Origin of the sequence: Aeromonas sp. MdU4, assembly GCF_041929505.1 — a bacterium.
GTDB lineage: Bacteria > Pseudomonadota > Gammaproteobacteria > Enterobacterales > Aeromonadaceae > Aeromonas.
The window spans coordinates 240,622-258,130 of the sequence record NZ_JBHFMW010000023.1; the positions used below are offsets into that span (position 1 = coordinate 240,622).

The window sequence follows — 17,509 nt, forward strand, 5'->3', positions numbered from 1 at the left end:
CTTGTTTCCTTATGCTACTTCGTGACCGTTTATCGCAATAAACCGTCGATTATCGCTGTTGATCTTCGATACTGCGCTCAAGCTCTTCCAGCTCGGCCTCGCCATCAATTCGTACCCCGCCCCGGGTCACCAAGTGCATCTCAGTCTTGACCCCTTCCGGTCGCTTGAGTTTATCGGTGATTTTGAGCGCCACATTATCCTTGGTGCGCCCCATCTTGGCGTGGAAGGTGGGCAAGTCTTCCACATACACCAGCAGATTTTCCGGCATCTCGACCGGAATGATATCGCCGGGACGCAGCTCCATCAGCTCACGCAAAGTCAGCTCGGTTTCCAGCAACTTGGCTCGCAGCTCCACCTTGACGTCCATGATCTCGTCGCGTAGCGCCTTGCTCCAGCGCACATCGGTATCACCCTTGTCACTCTGCACACCGGCATCGAGCAGCTCGCGGATCGGTTCCAGCATGGAATAGGGCATTGCAACGTGGAAGTCGCCGCCACCACCATCGAGCTCTATGTGGAATGAGCTCACCACGATAACCTCCGTGGGGCTGACAATGTTAGCCATCGCCGGGTTCACTTCCGAATCGAGGTACTCAAACCCGACATCCATCACCGGCGCCCAGGCATCCTTGTAATCCTCGAACACCAGCTTGAGCAGCATCTGGATGATGCGCCGCTCGGTCGGCGTGAACTCGCGCCCTTCTATCTTGGCGTGGTAACGACCATCGCCGCCGAAGAAGTTCTCCACCAGAATGAAGACCAGTCGAGCCTCCATGGTAATGAGCGCCGTTCCCTTGAGCGGGCGGAAGCGCACCATGTTGAGACTGGTCGGCACAAACAGGGTATGAACGTACTCGCCAAACTTGAGCATCTGCACGCCGTTGATGGAAACTTCGGCGGTGCGACGCATCATGTTGAACAGACTGATCCGCATATGGCGGGCAAAACGTTCGTTCACCAACTCCAGCGTCGGCATGCGACCACGGACGATGCGGTCCTGGGAAGAGAAGTCAAACTGGGCAACGCCGGGCTCCCCCGCCGAGCCTATCTCTTCCTCTTCGACATCATCGACACCGTGCAAAAGGGCATCAATTTCGTCCTGACTTAACAGATCGCTCACGCTTCACCTACTGCATTACAAAGCCGGTAAACAGCACTTGTTCGATAACGGGGGAAGAGACCAGGTCCTTGAGCACCCGACGGCACTCTTCCAGTGAGTCCTTGCGCAGCTTCTCCTTGCCTTCAAAGGTCATCAGCTGTTCGGCCGTCGCTGCGCTGAACACCCGCAGCAACGTGCCTTCGATCAATGGGATATTCTGTTTGGCCAGGGTCTCATCAGCCGCTCCACGTACTTGCAGCTGGATCTTGATCTGCACCAGTCGATCCCGCTGTACTCCTGCCACGTTGAAGACAAAGGGGCGCGGCATCCCGACATAAAGGGAGGGTTGAGGTGCTTCCACCTTGGGCTTGGCATCCTTACCCTCCGCTGCTTCTGCGGGGGGTTTATCCGAGCCGGAGAGCATCAGGAAGGCACCTGCACCACCACCGCCGAGCACAATGACCGCCAGGGCGATGATAATGATCAGCTTCTTTTTTTTGCCCGCGGCCGGGTCTTTTAGCGTCAATTCGTTATCGTCAGCCATCCCTTGTCCACCCTCGTCTCAAACTTGTTCGATATCATAAACTTACTCGGGATTGCATCAAGCATAGAAATCAATTCCGGAACCGTTTGTCGATTCCACTGAAACATTCAGGGTAGAAGTGGTGAACTCCCCCTCAAGCTGTCCGTTACCAGAGCGCGATGGGTCACCACCCTGTCCCTGTTGGCCCTGACCGGCGAATGCCGCCTGACCCTGTTGTTGCTGCTGTTGTGACTGCTGCTGAACCTGGGTCTGACCGAGCTGGATCCCCTGCCCTGCCAGCATATCGCGCAAGCGCGGCATCGCCTGCTCCAGCATCTCGCGAGTCTGTCCATGTTGTACCACGAAATGGACGTTGGCCTGACTGTCGGCCCCAATCTGGATCTGGATCTTCATCTTGCCAAGGCCGATCGGGTCGAGCTGGATCTCCGCTTGCTGCAGCTTGTCGGCCAACATCAGATTGACCTTCTGGTGCAGCTCGGCAGGCGCCTCCTGACTGGCCAGTTTCAGATGGGGTAAATTCTGTGGTTCACGGCGTACCGCACCCTCTGCGGAAGCGAGCGCTTTGTTCTCAGCCACTTGTGGCTGTGGCTGACTGTTCTGACTATGTTGCACCGTCTGGCTCTGGCTGTTCTCGCTGCTCGCTGTCGTGGCAAGGAGACTCTTGTCCGATTCACCGGCCTTCGGTTTCACCTCCAGCTGCACCGCTTTGCGCTGCTCGCTGCTACTGCCGGTTACGACCATTTGCTGGATACCGGCCGAGATGGTCGATAGCGGTGCTTGCGGCCCCTGAGACTCGGCTTGTGCCAACACCTGCTGCGGCGCTTCCATCACCGGTGTCGCAGAACCATCGTTCTGGTTCATTACGACGTGAGTCGGCGTATTTTGTGCAACGCTGCTGGCTGTAACCCCTTGGGTGCTCTGGGCCGTACTCTGGTTGGCAGAGGTCGCTGTTGTTTGCTGGCTCCCCGTCCCCTTGCTGGTGCTCTCGGTGGCAGCAGTGGTGGTTGTCGTACCGGGATCTGGTTGCTTGACCCCATCACTCACCTTGAGAGCGGCCCCCTGATTCACAGCCTGAGCAGCTTGCTCCTTGCTGGCCATGGCATGACTAGATGTGGCGAAGGCCTCTGATTTTCCGTCCCTTCCCTCTTTTGCGGGAAGCGTTTCACCCGGTTTGCCAGCACGAGCCAGCTCATCGGCAGGCAACGCCTTAGCCAATTGCGCCAATCGCTCAGCGCCGGAGAGCGGTTTTTCACCTTTCCCACTGGCAGCCTCGGAGTGAACCTCCTCTTTGAGGGGACGGTGATCGCCCTTGGCAGCGGCATCATCCGCTTTAACTGAACTCCCCTTTGCGGCGTTCATGGCGTCAGATAGCTCGCTAGCATCACCGGTTGATAGTAGTTCGGATGACTGGGCAGCCGCTTTGTCCAGAGCCGCCCCCATAGTCGCGAGAGTCGATGAGGATTCAGCAGCTGCTTTTCCGGCGAGCGGTTGAGCAACCTTGCCAGCAGAAGGAGAGAGGTCTTGCTCCTGCTCACCCTCTTGTGGCGGCAAAGGATTGCCGTCAACCCGGGCATCAGAGGCGGTACTCTGCGGCGAAGCGACGGCCAGCTGTGTTGTCACCAGCGAGGTATCAAGTTTGAGGGAGTCTTGCAGGCGAAGCAGAAAATCATTGATCGGCAAGTCGTCATCGCTCTTCTGCTCGGCGTCTGGTTGCTCCTCCTTCTCTTTGATGGTCTTGCTGTTACTTTCAGGCGCCAAAGATTTGGCTGATCCAGCCAAACTGGCATCCTGACCATTGCTGATGGTGTCTGCAGCCCCTTTATCACTGGGCGGCCCTTTTTTATCACCGCCCTGTACTTTGGCAATGTGCGAGGCGAAGTCGCCCTTGCTGTCGGCGCCAGTGCCACTATCAATCGCCTTGCTCTCGGAGATTCCGCTCAGGGGGGCTTTATCCAAACCGTTAGCCGGAGCAGGAGGCGTTTGTGTCAACAGTGTCTGCATCATGATGGGATCCCTGAATTCTGGCGGCCCCCAACGAGATGGCCCCCGACAATACCCAGTTCAAAGCAAGTTACAGGCCAGAATAATGAAACCGCCGCAACATGGCGTACTCATCCAGCATCTTTTGCTCCTGACGCAGGGCCTTCTGCTGTTCACGGCTCGCCTGCTTCTCCAGCAACAGCTCCACCGCCTTGCGCCGTTGCTGGGCCGCCAGCCACTCCTCACGTCGCAGTTCCAACGCCTGACGTACCTGCAATACCCCTTCGTACTGCTGAGTCGCCGCCTGTTCGAGTTTGTTGATAAAAGCGTGGTACTGGCTATTTTGCTGGGGTGAGATCCCTTGCAAGCCACGATCGGTCCACTGCTGGTGATAGATCTGGCGGTACTGGTTAAGAGCATTCTGCTGATCCATGAACAGCTTGAGATCCTGCTGCGCTTTCACCAGCGCCAGTGCGCACTGCTGCTCAGCCTCTACCAACCGCTCGGCCAACAATACCAACCCTCTACTCATCGTCGACCTCCTCCATCCAGACTGTCATCAGCGCATCAGTGGCATCGCCACCATCTGCAAGGCTTGCAGGCCATCATCGTAGTGAATGACCTCGCGCATACCCTGCTGCAAGAACTGGTCCAGATAAGGCTTTTGAATGATGGCGCGGTCGATGCGAGGGTCGGAGCCCTGACTGTAAGCACCAATGGTGATGAGATCCCGGTTCTGCTGATAGAGGGAGTAGAACTGCTTGAGGGTGCGCGCCAGATCCATGTGTTCCGGCGAAGTCACCATGGGCATAACCCGGCTGATGGACTTCTCGATGTCGATGGCCGGATAGTGACCCGCATCGGCCAGCTCGCGCGACAGCACGATATGGCCATCGAGAATGGCCCGCGCCGCATCAGCGATGGGGTCTTGCAAATCATCCCCCTCAGTCAGCACGGTGAAGAAGGCGGTGATAGAGCCTTGGCCGTCACTACCATTGCCCGCCCGCTCCACCAGCGCCGGTAATTTGGCAAATACCGAGGGCGGATAGCCCTTGGTTGCTGGCGGCTCGCCCACCGCCAGCGCGATCTCACGCTGGGCCTGAGCGTAACGGGTAAGAGAATCCATCAAGAGCAGCACGTTGAGCCCCTGATCACGAAAATACTCGGCGATGGCCAGCGCCGTTTCACACCCCTTGAGACGCATCAGCGGCGAAGCATCGGCGGGAGCTGCCACTACCACGGAGCGGGCTCGCCCCTCCTCCCCCAGAATGTCTTCGATAAACTCTTTCACTTCCCGGCCCCGTTCACCGATGAGGCCGACCACCACCACATCCGCCACCGAGCCGCGGGTCATCATGCCAAGCAGCACCGATTTACCGACACCGGAACCGGCAAACAGCCCCATCCGCTGGCCCTGACCCACCGTCAGCACGGCGTTGATGGCGCGCACCCCCACATCCATCGGCTGATGGATCGGGCGGCGAGAGAGCGGGTTGATGCGGTGCTGAGCAAACTGCACCGTCTGAGAGGAGAGAATGGGGCCGAGGCCATCGAGCGGCTGACCGATGCCATCGATGACCCGGCCAAGCAGGTTCATGCCAACCGGAATGCCGTGCTCCTCGGTAATGGGCACCACCCGGGCTCCAGGGATCACCCCCTTGAGCTGTTCGCTCGGCATCAAAAACAGCCGATCGCCGGAGAAACCCACCACTTCGGCCTCCAGCATGCCATCCAGGGTATCGATGCGACAGAGCGCACCGATAGCAGCACGACAACCTATGGCCTCAAGGGTGAGGCCGACCACCCGGGTCAATTTACCGGCAACCGGCGGCTTGGGGGCGCTATCGCGCACCCGATACCCTTGCAACCGATTGAGTAACGAGCCGCTCATCTAGCCTCCTGACATATGACATTGAATGAGTCTGCAGGGTAAGCGGTACCCATCGAGTCGCTCCTGCTGGCCTTAGCCACGGATATCCTGTCCTGCCTTGTCCCGCACATTGTCCCGCAGAAAATTGCGCAACAGCTGGTCGATCCGTCCCGAGAGGGTCAGATCGATGCTGGAGAGTTCTGTCGCCAGTTGCAGATCACCGGGAGAGAGGGTGGGCTCGCTCTGCAAGCGCCAGTGACGCTTGACACACTCTTCGGCGCCAAAAGCCTGCTCAACCCGCGCAATATCATCGGGATGCAGCATCAGGGTGACCCCCTGCTCGGCAACTGGCAGCAAGGCTAACCCCTGCTTGAGCGCTTCCAGCAAGATACGGGGCGAGGTCTCGGCTTCGTGGCAAATAAGTGCGCGGGCCAGCTGCATTACCAGCGAGACAAGTTGCTGCTCGACCGCCTGATCCAGCTCCTGCAGGGGAGTGGCCAGACGATCTGTCAGGGACTGCCAGTGAGCCATCTGCTGCTCAACCAGCTCGCGCCCCATGGCCAACCCCTCTTCACGCCCCTGTTCGAGACCGGCAGAGTGGCCCTGCTGCAACCCTTCCAGCTTGCCCTCTTCGAGCCCTTTGGCAAAACCGGCCTCACGCCCCTCAGCCATCCCCTCTTCCCAGGCAGCCTGACGGATCGCTTCGAGCTCTTCGGCGGTGATACTGGGGGTCGGCTCCTGCTCGGGCTCCGGCTCCACCACCTCCTCTTCCTGCTGATACCAGTCAGGAGCAAGGCCGAGGGCATTGGTCTCGACCTCCGCCTCGGCCTCCATCTCGGGCCAACCCCAGGCCTCTACCCGTGCATCATCTCCATCAGGGCGTACATAGCCACGCAATTTGCTGCTCATAGATTAGAGGAACTCCTCGCCACCACCGGAGCCCAACATGATCTCGCCAGCATCGGCCAGACGACGGGCGATGGAGAGGATCTCTTTCTGGGCAGCCTCCACTTCGGAAACCCGGATCGGCCCCATGGCTTCCAGATCGTCGGCCAGCATCTCTGCAGCCCGCTTGGACATGTTCTTGAAAATCTTCTCGCGCATCTGATCGTCGGACCCCTTGAGGGCACGCTGCAGCAAATCTCCCGGCACTTCCCGCAGCATGGTCTGAATGCCGCGGTCGTCCACATCGATGAGGTTCTCAAACACGAACATCAAATCCTGGATCTGCTGGCTCATCTCTTCGTCCGACTCGCGGATGGAGTCCATCAATTGGCCTTCGATATTGGTATCGAGGTAGTTCATGATGTTGGCAGCAGCCTTCAGGCCGCCCATCTTGGCCGCTTGGGCTCCCGCCGCACCGGCGAACTGTTTCTCCATGATGTCGTTCAGCTCTTGCAGGGCAGCTGGTTGTACTTCTTCCAGGTTGGCAATACGCATCACCAAATCGAGGCGCACCTGCTCGGGAAACTGGCTTAAGATTTCGGCGGACTGCTCCGGCTCCAGATAAGAGAGGACGATGGTCTGGATCTGCGGGTGTTCGTTCTGGATGATGCTGGCCACCTGACGAGCATCCATCCACTTGAGCGAATCGAGGCCGCGGGCACCGGAACCGAGAATGATCTGGTCCACCAGGTTGCTCGCCTTGTCCTCGCCAAGGGCTGCCACCAGCGCCTTGCGCACGAAGTCTTCGCTGCCGATACCGATGTTGGTGTACTTCTGAATATCGTCGATGAATTGACGGTGCACTGCCGCCACCCGATCGTGACTGAAATCAGACATGGAGGCCATCGACATACCGAGCCGCTGCACCTGCTTGGGCTCGAGATGACGGAAAATCTGGGCGGCATCCTCTTCGTTGAGGCTCAGCATCAGCACAGCGGCCATCTCCATCCCGGACATCTGCTCCAAAAGCTGGCGCTGACTGTCGGTGATGTCGTTGCCAGTCACTTGGCTCTTATTCTCTTCAGGCATCTTTGGTTACCCACTCTTTAATGACCTGAGCGGCCAGATCCGGTTCGTTTGCCACCAGTGCACGCACCGCCTTGAGCAAATCTTCATCCCGGTGCAGATCAGGCAATTTGAGCTGGCCATCGCGCAATCCGAACACAGGTTCAGCTTCGGCCTGTGCTGCCAGCAAGCTAAGTTCATCATCCCCACCCAGTACTGTGTGGTTGTCAAAATCCAGATCCCCTTCCGGCTTGGCATCCGGGTAAAGCAGCCGCTTAAGCATGGGACGAACCACTGTGACGATCAATACAATAATGACCAGTACGGAGGCGGCGATGCGCACCGCACGCCAGAACCAGGGCTGCTCGTAGAGAGGCGCTTCGGCCACATTTTCCAGCTCGGGCCGGTTGAACGGAATGGCGACCACTTCAAGGGTATCACCCCGGGTCACATCAAAACCAAGGCCACCGCTCAGCAAACGGCGCAATGTATCGAGTTCTGCCTGACTGCGCGCTTCGCGGGTCACCTTGCCATCGGCAGCCGTGGCCGATTTGTAATCGACCGCAACCGAAACGGTCATGCGGCGAATGCCACCCATCTGGCGACGGGTATGGCTGACGGTGGTATCCAGCTCGAAGTTGCGAGTGGCCTCTTTGCGGGAACTGCCGGACGAGGATGCTGTCGCATCGGCGTTGGGGCCAGTTGCCTGCTGGGGAATATTGGATGCTGCTGGCGGCTGGTTGGAGAGTGCTCCCGGAACACCACCGCTGCTACCGTTGGCACTGTTCTCCTCCACGGTCATCTCTGAACGTACCGCGGGCAGATCCGGGTTATAGGTTTTGCGAGTCTGCTCCTGCTGGGAAAAATCGAGGGAGAGGTCCACTTCCGCCGTATAGTTGTCAGCCCCCAATACCGGGATCAGGATGGCGTCAATTTTTTGTTTGTACTCCAGCTCCTGCTTCTGTTGCATGGCAAACTCTTTGCGAGTCTGGGCAGAAACGGGATCTTGTGAACCTGAGTTGAGCAAGCGACCGTTTTGATCGGTGACGGTTACGCGAGTCGGTTCGAGACCGTGAACGGCAGAAGCGACCATGTCGACGATGGAGTCCACCTCTCCCTGCCCCAACGCAGCCCCTTTCAGGTTAACCACCACGGTGGCACTTGGCTTGCGTTCATTACGGGCAAAGACGTTGTCTTTGGGGATAGCCAGCAACACTTGAGCCTTGGCCACATTCTGAAACTGCTCGATGGCACTGGCCAGCTGGCGTTCACGACTCAGTTTGAGTCGTTCCCCTTCCATCCGCTGACTCACGCCAAAACTGGAGTCCTTCAGCAGAATGTCTTCCCCGTCACTGCTGGCATCAGCCGTGCTGGCAAGCCCTGCACGGGTCAATGCCAGCTTGATGCTGGGGTAGTTCTCGGCACTGACCAATACGTTCTTGCCATCGACTTCATAGGGGATCTTTTGTTGATCCAGAAAATCCAGGGTCTTGACCAGCTCCTGAGTGGTATAGGTGCCAAGCGGACGCATGTCCGGCTCCTTACCCCAGAGCAGGATAAATACGGCGATAGCGAGACAGATGGCAAGCCCCAGGATCAGGGTGATCTGGCGCAACACATCGGTATTGGACAGAAAGCCCAGAGCCGAACTCTTCTGCTCATTCTCATCAAGGGCGGCGGAGCCCTCATCGTTTAGCAGCAGATCGCCGTTTTGGTCAGTAGCCACGATTTATGTCCTTATTGCTGACATCGCCATGATGCTCGGTCGCCATGATTGGTTGAAATCCTTTATACCGGCATGTTCATGATGGTCTTGTAGGCATCGACCATCTTGTTGCGCACCTGAACAGTGGCTTCAAAGGCGATGGAAGATTTTTGGCCGGCGATCATCACCTCGGCCAGATCTACCGACTTGTCCCCCATATCAAAACGGGTGCGCAGATCATTCGCGGCGCCTTGCAATTCGTTGACGTTGCCCAATGCCTGTTGCAGCAGCAGGCCAAAGTCGGAGGTGGCCTGACGACCCGGTTGTGCTAATGGGATTGCACCAGCCTCAACCTTGAGTGCCTGCATCTCTTGCATCAGGCTGCTTGCACTTATTTCCATTTTCCATCCCCAGACAATTCATTGACGCTGACAGCTAACAAGCAATTATAGTGCCAATCAACCTGACAGCAGCCAGGGCTGGGGTTATAGCGGGATTACAGGCAGGATGGGCTGAGAAAAAATAACAATTCACACCGGCTGAACACCTTGGATATTCAACCGGAAAAATAGGGATCCTCACCGCCGTTATTGGGTCAGATCCTTGTCGATCCAATATTTGGAGCCGGAGATATTGGCATCAAGCAGCAAGCCCTTCTCGCCAATCTGGTAAATAGCCATGCCTCCATTGTATTTGGCAGTCAACTCTGCACTCTGTTTACCTGCCACCACGCCCATCTCGGAGGTGGCTTCCCAACCCTGGCTGACAAAGCTGTCAAAGCGCGCCTTGTCTTCAAACAGGATCACCTGCTGATAAAACTTGCCCCCGATACCGGCAGCAAGACCCGCGCCAAACATCTTCATATAAGTGTGCTTGCCATTTTTTCGATTAATCGCAACGCCAGCCCCCTGATTGGTGTGAAGCATCAGAGAAAATTTGCGCGAATCGAATACCGCATAACCATAGGCCTTATCAAACAGTAACTTGGCTGATGGCTGCTCGTTAAACAACCGCACCAGTGCGGTATCCGCCATGGTATTGAGTGCCACTCTTGCCTGCTGCGCCGTTTTGGGATTCAACATTTCGTCGAGTTTCTTGTCGGCGACTTTCAACCACTCCTTACCAGTTGCAATACTCTTGTCGGTCCACACCCCGGCAGTATTGAACGCCTCCTCACCCCACGCGGAAATGGACGCCCAGCTCTTCTTGGAGAAGTGGCTTACATCCTGCCACACCTCCTTGCCCGTTTCGCTCACTGCGCTGCCGAGATCGGATGCCGCTGCCTTGAGCTTGGCCCAATCGGCATAACAAGGGGAGAAGGCCAGACTCAGTGACAAGACCAACAGCCAGTTACGATGCTTCATCTTATTGCTCCCATTCTGCGTTGTCCGTTTGTTCACCATATAAGCCGGATGTCAGTCCCATCGTCCAAGTGAACGGATTTGTCATGTACTGCTTGCACAGGAAATACCCGCATTATCAAGATGGCTCGCCATTGAGGCAATCATTGAGTCCATTCTCACCTCACACTTGGCGTATGACGCCATGTTGCGAGCATAAAAAAAGCTGTTCGCCAGTGACGAACAGCTTTGATAACAGAACAGATGGAGGCTCTTATTCGACCATCATCACTTTGCAGGTATTGGTACTACCCACCGTTTCCATCTTGTCACCGTGAGTCAGCAGCACCATGTCGCCACTTTGCAGCAAACCTTTGGCCTTGAGCACATCCAGCGCGTCGCGGCACACTTCGTAGACCGGCTTGGTCTCGTCACCGTCAAACATCACCGGAGTCACGCCACGATAGAGGTTGGCCCAGGCCAGGGTCTTGTTGTGGGGAGACATGGCGAAAATCGGCAAGCCAGAGCTGATACGGGACATCAGCAACGGGGTGGTACCGGATTCGGTCAGCGCCACGATCGCCTTAACCCCTTCCAGGTGGTTGGCCGCATACATGGTGGACATGGCAACCGCCTCTTCCACCGAAGTGAAGGTGTAGCTCATACGGTGATTGGAGACGTTCAGGCTCGGGTGCTTCTCGGCACCGACACAGACGCTGGCCATGGAGGTCACTGTTTCGATAGGGAACTGACCGGCTGCTGTTTCGGCAGAGAGCATCACCGCATCGGTTCCATCCAGCACGGCGTTGGCCACGTCCATGACCTCGGCACGGGTCGGCAGCGGCGCGTTGATCATCGACTCCATCATCTGGGTCGCGGTGATCACCACCCGGTTCAGACGACGAGAGTGGCGGATCAGCTTCTTCTGTACACCAACCAGCTCGGGGTCACCGATCTCGACGCCGAGATCGCCACGGGCAACCATGACGGCATCGGAACCGAGGATGATGTCTTCCATTGCTTCATCGGTCGCAACGGTTTCTGCACGTTCAACCTTGGCCACGATTTTGGCATTGGAACCGGCTTCGCGAGCCAGTTCGCGAGCGTAACGCAAGTCATCGCCACAGCGCGGGAAGGAGACGGCCAGATAGTCCACATTCATGCGAGCAGCGGTTTTGATATCTTCCTTGTCTTTCTCAGTCAGGGCCGGTGCGGAGAGACCGCCCCCTTTCTTGTTGATGCCCTTGTTGTTGGAGAGAGGCCCGGCCACGGTCACCGTGGTGTGAATGCGGGTACCTTCAACCTGCTCGACTTTCAGCTGCACACGGCCATCATCCAGCAACAAAATGTCGCCAGAGACCACATCGTTTGGCAGGCTCTTGTAGTCGATCCCAACCTGCTCCTGACAACCTTCACCCTTGCCGAGGGCCGCGTCGAGAATGAACTTGTCACCGATGGCCAGATAGATTTTGCCATCCTTGAACGTGGAAACACGAATTTTCGGGCCTTGCAAATCACCCATGATGGCGACGTGACGACCGAGCTTGGCAGCAATGTCACGCACCTGATTGGCGCGCAGGATATGGTCTTCAGCAGTGCCGTGAGAGAAGTTCATCCGCACCATATCGGCACCGGCGCGGATGATCCCTTCGAGGATCCCTTCGCGATCAGTAGCAGGACCGAGTGTGGTTACAATCTTTGTACGTCTAGGCATGAAAGACTCCAATATGAAGTTGATATGACTTGAGATTCTGCCCCATCAAGCCCATGGCTCGATGCACCCGTTTGCAAACCATCTGGGTGGTTTTTGTTATTAAATTACAATACTACACCAAGGCGGGTGGCATAGACAGTCGGGGGCCGAAGCCCCCGGCGATTCAGGAAGAGTGCGGGGTTTCGAAGCGGGATTCGCGTAATCCCTCTTTCACTTTCTTCAAGTTTTCGCGAAATTTCATCCCCCTACGCAGGGTGAAACCGGTCGCCAGCACATCCACCAACGCCAGCTGGGCGATGCGGGATGCCATTGGCATATAGACATCGGTATCTTCCGGTACGTCCATGGAGAGCACCAGGTTGCACTCACGCGCCAACGGAGAGTCCTTGGCGGTCATGCCGATAACGGTGGCATCATTTTCACGGGCCAGCGCGGCAATTTCCACCAGCGCCTTGGTGCGACCGGTATGGGAGATAAGCACTACCACATCCCCTTCACTGCTGTTGATGCAGCTCATGCGCATCATGACGATGTCATCGAAGCTCACCACCGGAATGTTGAAGCGGAAGAATTTGTTCTGGGCATCGCGCGCGACAGCAGAAGAGGCGCCAAGACCAAAGAAGCTGATCTTTTTGGACTGGGTCAGGATATCGACACAGCGGTTGATCGCCGAGATATCCAGACTGTTTTTGGCAGCATCCAGACAAGCCATGGTGGACTCGAAGATCTTGGCGGTATAGGTGTCAGGCCCATCTTCCGCTTCCACATGACGATTAACATAAGGGGTGCCATTGGCCAGGCTCTGGGCCAGATGCAGTTTGAAATCGGGAAAGCCTTTAGTATCGAGACGACGGCAAAAGCGGTTGACGGTCGGTTCACTGACGTCGGCCATCTTGGCCAGGGCGGCGATGCTGGAGTGGATGGCAGTCTGGGGAGACGCCAGGATCACCTCGGCAACCTTGCGTTCTGATTTACTGAAACTTTCCAAGTTGTTCGTAATTTTATCAAGGGTATTCATCATCACCACCAGGCGTTTTTGTAATTTAGCTTCAGTGTCTTTGCACTCAATCTACGGCTAAGCAGGTTTCCAATCAAGCTAAGGACTATACAAGACAAGCGGTTATGGCAACTAACGCCCACCATACAAAGTATGACTCATCTCTAATTATTTCGTACTTTTCGTTACAAAACGTCACCTTGCAGTGAAAGCGCTTACAAATGTTGCAAAGCAACAACACTGTGAGCAGGCGCACGTTTGTATCGATCCGGCGGGTGAGCAAGCCCTAGCTCGGATAGAATGAGCCGTCACAATCCAACAATAATGTCAGGACGCAACGATCGTCCAAACCCTGTAACGAAGGAGTTGTTATGCAGCATACCCATGCGCTGGTCGGCGATGTCGGCGGAACCAATGCGCGCCTGGCCCTGTGTGAACTGGCCAGCGGTACCATCTCTCAGGCAAAGACCTACTCAGGTCTGGATCATCCGACTCTGGAAGCGGTGGTACGCCTCTATCTCACCGAACACAATGTGCAGGTCAATGAAGCCTGCATTGCAATCGCCTGCCCCATCAATGGCGACTGGGTTGCCATGACCAACCACAGTTGGGAATTCTCCATCAGCGAGATGCAGAGCAATCTGGGGCTGGAACGCCTGCAGGTGATCAACGACTTTACTGCGGTCTCGATGGCTGTACCGGTATTGTCTGAATCTGATCGCATCCAGCTGGGTGGTACAGCGCCAATCGAAGGTAAGCCCATCGCCATCTATGGCGCAGGTACCGGTCTTGGGGTCGCCCATCTGGTCAAGGCGGGCGAACAGTGGTTGAGTCTGCCGGGGGAAGGTGGTCATGTAGATTTCGCTGCCAACACCGAAGAGGAAGATGCGGTGCTGCAGGTGATGCGCAGCGAGCTGGGCCATGTTTCAGCCGAGCGCTTCTTATCCGGCCCGGGTCTGGTCAATCTCTATCGCGGCCTGGTGAAATCAGATGGCCGTGAACCCGAGCCACTCGCCCCCAAAGACATTACCGAACGCGCGCTGGCAGGCGAGTGTCTCGATTGCCGTCGCACCCTGAGCCTGTTCTGCGTACTGATGGGCCGCTTTGCTGGCAATCTGGCCCTCAATATGGCGACCTTCGGTGGCGTCTATATCGCAGGTGGCATAGTGCCGCGCTTTCAGGAGTTCTTCACGGGTTCCGGTTTCCGGGTAGCCTTTGAAGACAAGGGGCGTTTCAAATCCTATCTCAAGGAGATCCCGGTCTTCCTGATCACTCACGAAGGACCCGGTTTGCTTGGCGCGGGTGCCTATTTGCGTCAATCAATGGGAATAAAGCTCTGACCCAAAAAGGAATCGAGGCTGGAACACTCATGGTTCAGCCTCGATTCAGTGTGGATGGCATAAAGTTACTGCACGTAACCAAGAGGGTTGTGCTTCACAAGGAGTGGAAAGCGACTCTTATCCACTGGATACGTTTGTCACCTGACAAGCCTGAACTGTTTCAACCGGCCTCTTGGCCGGTTTTTTTTATGTCTGACACCAGTAATTACTGCGCCAGCGCCTTCAGCTGCGCCTTGTCGGGCGGATTGTTCCAATCGATAGGGCCATGGGTAAAACGGTATTGCAACCGTGGCAGACTGGTTTCCAGCCACTCTTCCCGAAAATAGGCATACCCCTGATCCCAATCAGGATCGTTAGCCCAACCGGTTTGCAGGAAGTAGAGCCGGGTACCCTGTCCTTCCGGCACAAAGCGCAGACAAACCTGGGTCTTCTGTTGGCGTATATGTGGCAAGCTGGGCGGGAAATTCCAGCTGAAGCTGAGCAAATCATAGGGCATGACGGCCATCACCCGGCACCCTTCGCTGCCGCGCTCACCCAAGGGGGCATCAGGCCGGAAGTAGATCTCAAACGGGCCGTTGGGTTCGGCTACCATCAAGCATTCGGGCGCCAGAAAACTGCGCAGACCACTCTCGGTCGTCCAGGCATGCCACACATCATCTATGTGTGCCGGAACAAAAATATTGCCTTCAATCTGTTTATTGTCCATAAATCAGCGATCCTCAAGCCATCCATACAAGGGACTTCGGCAGTATAGCCTCATGACAAATACAATGGACAGCGCTTAATCACACCCTTGTCATTTGTATCAGCTGAACCTGCCGCTGTGCGACTTCATCAACTAACAGGGACTTACCCAAGAAGGTCATCATGATCCGGCTCATGGAAGAACACGATATTCCCCAACTGGCCCGGCTATTTTTAAAAAGCCGCCGCCACACCTTTCACTGGGTCGATCCCGCCCGTTTCCAGCTCGAGGATTTCGAGGCGCAGACCAAAGGTGAGCAGGTGTGGGTGGCCGAGCAGGGGGGCAATATCTGCGGATTTATTGCAATCTGGCAACCTGACCACTTCGTCCATCATCTTTACGTTGCCAGCGACTGGCATGGTCAGGGAATTGGGCGAGCCCTGCTTGAACATGGGCTGGCAGATACCCCTATCAGCTCACTCAAGGTGGCGCTCCGCAACACGGCGGCACTCGCCTTCTACCATCGGCTAGGCTGGGAGAATAGCGAGGAGACCGGTCACTGCGACATCACCGGCCCCTGGCGCAAACTCTTCAGAAGCTAGCTGACAGCCCCGACTCTGAGCCTTTAGGCTTGGCAGGCACCAGCGGGGCGGGAGGAAAGAACCAACGATAAAGATCAAACCAGCCATCACGCTGGGCAATCACGACTTCATGCACAGGGTCACGCTGGAAGATAGCCACCTTGTTCTCGGTCACCGGCACCCAGGCATAATTGACCAAGGCGTATTGTGACTGGATCAGATTGTATTCATTGAGATAAGAGTCATCGTTAGCCGACTCATGCAGTTGAGTGCGACTATCAATGAGATAAACCAGCTGGTTGAAAAAAGTAAGCTGAAAGCCGGTCACTCGCCATTTCTCTTTGGTCGCCTCCTCTTCTTCAATAACAGTGATCTTTCCCCAACGACATACCCCGTGATAATTGACCCCGTTAGCCGACATTTTCAGGTCGTAATGACAACCCAGACTATTGATAAACATCCCGGCTACAAACAACAGTGCAAAGAGCAGCGGCAAGAGCAGCAAGGTATGTTTCAGCGTTCGTTTCATCACTTATCCCTTACAGCGTTTTTTCGAGCTCTTGATAAGAGAACACTCGCACTTTGTGGCCAGAGACCAGCACCAATGATGCAGGCTTGACTGTCGGCACTTCGCTCCTGGCTTCCATCTGGCAGACCACTCCGGTTGGCGAATCAGCGCAGTGCACATGGAGCCATTCAAAATGCAGATAACTGGCCGCAAAGGCCACCAGCACAACCAGCGCTATATTGACGTACATCAGACTTCTAACCAGCATCGGCCGTCCGAGACAACTCAGACAGGCAAGTTTGATGCGTTTACCAAAGGAGCGAGAGCTAACAGAAGAAGATACCTGAATAACCTCATCAGCCGCCTGGTTCTGTGTAGATAACGGTTGGACAGGCACCGCGGAGACGAGATCATTCACCACTTCCGGCTGTCGGTCATCCTCTACAGTTGCGGGCTTGCCGAAATAGGTCTTTACCTTGCAGTTAAGATGCAAGGAGTAGCCTTTTTTGGGGGTACTTCTGATATCGAGCGTGGGGGACGATGAAGTAAAGTGACGACGGATATTGGCAATGGCCACGTTCAGCGAATTGGGGCTGATTGGACGACCTAACCAACCAATCTCAAGCAACAACTCCTTGTCGCACACCTCGTCATGGTGATCCAGTAAATAACTGAAAATCAGACTCTCTGCCGATGAAAACCGAACGACCTTGGCACTCTGTAAGTTGACTTTGTCAGCACAAAAAATCAGCTCTCGCCTTTTGACGTCAAAAACATAATCACCGAAGTGATAGGCTGATATGTCATTGCCTGTCGCAACCCCCGTCATACCAACCACCTTGTTATTTGCATTCACCATGAAGAAAAATGTACTTACGCCTGATGATGCCAAATGGCGACTCAGTGCTGGCTGTAATTAAGCGGAATTCTAATAGGTCAGGATCAGCGGCACAATAGATGCCAGCGTGCCTGATTGGGGAAAATATTGAGCTGCGTCTACCACTGTCGGTATAAGCTCCCGACAGGTCATGAAGCTCATGACGAATAGGTTGCACTTCCACTTACAATCCGGTCTAAAGATGGCTGGTAGCAGCCACAGAACCCGGCGTTAACCGGCCAAGAGTCATCATGCACAACCCGCAGATGATCCCGCCTCGCCCTGCTACACCGTGAAATCGCCCCATGGGTGCACAGCG

Annotated in this window: 16 protein-coding genes and 1 pseudogene; 2 read left to right on the forward strand and 15 right to left on the reverse strand. The window is 55.9% G+C overall.

Annotation, left to right across the window (positions count from 1 at the left end; all coding sequences use genetic code 11):
- Window positions 1–49 precede the first annotated feature (49 nt).
- From fliM to ACE1BR_RS13460, 12 genes are all read right to left on the reverse strand, one after another.
- Complete coding sequence (gene fliM, locus ACE1BR_RS13405) at window positions 50–1,120, reverse strand: flagellar motor switch protein FliM (protein ID WP_374871031.1); 1,071 nt, start codon at window positions 1,118–1,120, stop codon at window positions 50–52.
- A 7-nt stretch (window positions 1,121–1,127) separates the two neighbouring features.
- Complete coding sequence (fliL, locus tag ACE1BR_RS13410) at window positions 1,128–1,643, reverse strand: flagellar basal body-associated protein FliL (protein WP_374871033.1); 516 nt, start codon at window positions 1,641–1,643, stop codon at window positions 1,128–1,130.
- Between the two features lie 57 nt (window positions 1,644–1,700).
- Complete coding sequence (locus ACE1BR_RS13415) at window positions 1,701–3,647, reverse strand: flagellar hook-length control protein FliK (protein WP_374871035.1); 1,947 nt, start codon at window positions 3,645–3,647, stop codon at window positions 1,701–1,703.
- A 67-nt stretch (window positions 3,648–3,714) separates the two neighbouring features.
- Window positions 3,715–4,155, reverse strand: a complete 441-nt coding sequence (gene fliJ / locus ACE1BR_RS13420) for a flagellar export protein FliJ (RefSeq protein ID WP_374871037.1) — start codon at window positions 4,153–4,155, stop codon at window positions 3,715–3,717.
- A gap of 27 nt (window positions 4,156–4,182) precedes the next feature.
- Window positions 4,183–5,514 (reverse strand): flagellar protein export ATPase FliI, encoded by a 1,332-nt coding sequence (gene fliI / locus ACE1BR_RS13425; protein ID WP_374871039.1) that lies wholly within the window; start codon window positions 5,512–5,514, stop codon window positions 4,183–4,185.
- A 72-nt stretch (window positions 5,515–5,586) separates the two neighbouring features.
- Window positions 5,587–6,402: a flagellar assembly protein FliH gene (gene fliH / locus ACE1BR_RS13430; RefSeq protein WP_374871041.1), complete on the reverse strand. Its 816-nt coding sequence runs from the start codon at window positions 6,400–6,402 to the stop codon at window positions 5,587–5,589.
- Window positions 6,403–6,405: 3 nt separating this feature from the next.
- Window positions 6,406–7,467 (reverse strand): flagellar motor switch protein FliG, encoded by a 1,062-nt coding sequence (fliG, locus tag ACE1BR_RS13435; RefSeq protein WP_374871043.1) that lies wholly within the window; start codon window positions 7,465–7,467, stop codon window positions 6,406–6,408.
- Entirely contained in the window at window positions 7,460–9,169 is a 1,710-nt protein-coding gene (gene fliF / locus ACE1BR_RS13440) for a flagellar basal-body MS-ring/collar protein FliF (RefSeq protein ID WP_374871045.1), read from the reverse strand. The genes fliG and fliF overlap by 8 nt, the downstream gene beginning before the upstream one ends.
- 62 nt (window positions 9,170–9,231) lie before the next feature.
- On the reverse strand, window positions 9,232–9,549 hold the full coding sequence (fliE, locus tag ACE1BR_RS13445; RefSeq protein WP_374871047.1) for a flagellar hook-basal body complex protein FliE: 318 nt from the start codon (window positions 9,547–9,549) through the stop codon (window positions 9,232–9,234).
- 186 nt (window positions 9,550–9,735) lie between these two features.
- Window positions 9,736–10,512, reverse strand: coding sequence for a hypothetical protein (locus tag ACE1BR_RS13450; RefSeq protein ID WP_374871049.1), 777 nt, complete (start codon window positions 10,510–10,512; stop codon window positions 9,736–9,738).
- Between the two features lie 250 nt (window positions 10,513–10,762).
- Window positions 10,763–12,202, reverse strand: coding sequence for a pyruvate kinase (pyk, locus tag ACE1BR_RS13455; protein WP_374871051.1), 1,440 nt, complete (start codon window positions 12,200–12,202; stop codon window positions 10,763–10,765).
- A 163-nt stretch (window positions 12,203–12,365) separates the two neighbouring features.
- Window positions 12,366–13,223, reverse strand: coding sequence for a MurR/RpiR family transcriptional regulator (locus ACE1BR_RS13460; protein WP_005347620.1), 858 nt, complete (start codon window positions 13,221–13,223; stop codon window positions 12,366–12,368).
- 329 nt (window positions 13,224–13,552) lie between these two features.
- Here ACE1BR_RS13460 and glk point away from each other — a divergent pair.
- Window positions 13,553–14,539, forward strand: a pseudogene (glk, locus tag ACE1BR_RS13465) (glucokinase); the annotation flags it as partial.
- 205 nt (window positions 14,540–14,744) lie between these two features.
- Here glk and ACE1BR_RS13470 read toward each other — a convergent pair.
- A complete protein-coding gene (locus tag ACE1BR_RS13470) occupies window positions 14,745–15,245 on the reverse strand; it encodes an SRPBCC domain-containing protein (protein WP_374871053.1) in 501 nt (166 codons plus the stop codon).
- Window positions 15,246–15,406: 161 nt separating this feature from the next.
- On the opposite strand from ACE1BR_RS13470, the gene ACE1BR_RS13475 reads away from it, so the two are divergent.
- Window positions 15,407–15,826 carry a GNAT family N-acetyltransferase gene (locus ACE1BR_RS13475; protein WP_374871055.1) on the forward strand — a complete coding sequence of 140 codons (420 nt, stop codon included), beginning with the start codon at window positions 15,407–15,409 and terminating at the stop codon, window positions 15,824–15,826.
- Here the strand turns inward: ACE1BR_RS13475 and ACE1BR_RS13480 are convergent.
- Window positions 15,816–16,334: a hypothetical protein gene (locus ACE1BR_RS13480; protein WP_374871057.1), complete on the reverse strand. Its 519-nt coding sequence runs from the start codon at window positions 16,332–16,334 to the stop codon at window positions 15,816–15,818. The two genes, ACE1BR_RS13475 and ACE1BR_RS13480, sit on opposite strands and share 11 nt — an antisense overlap.
- 10 nt (window positions 16,335–16,344) lie before the next feature.
- Entirely contained in the window at window positions 16,345–17,142 is a 798-nt protein-coding gene (locus ACE1BR_RS13485; RefSeq protein WP_374871059.1) for a transcriptional regulator, read from the reverse strand.
- Window positions 17,143–17,509: the final 367 nt, after the last annotated feature.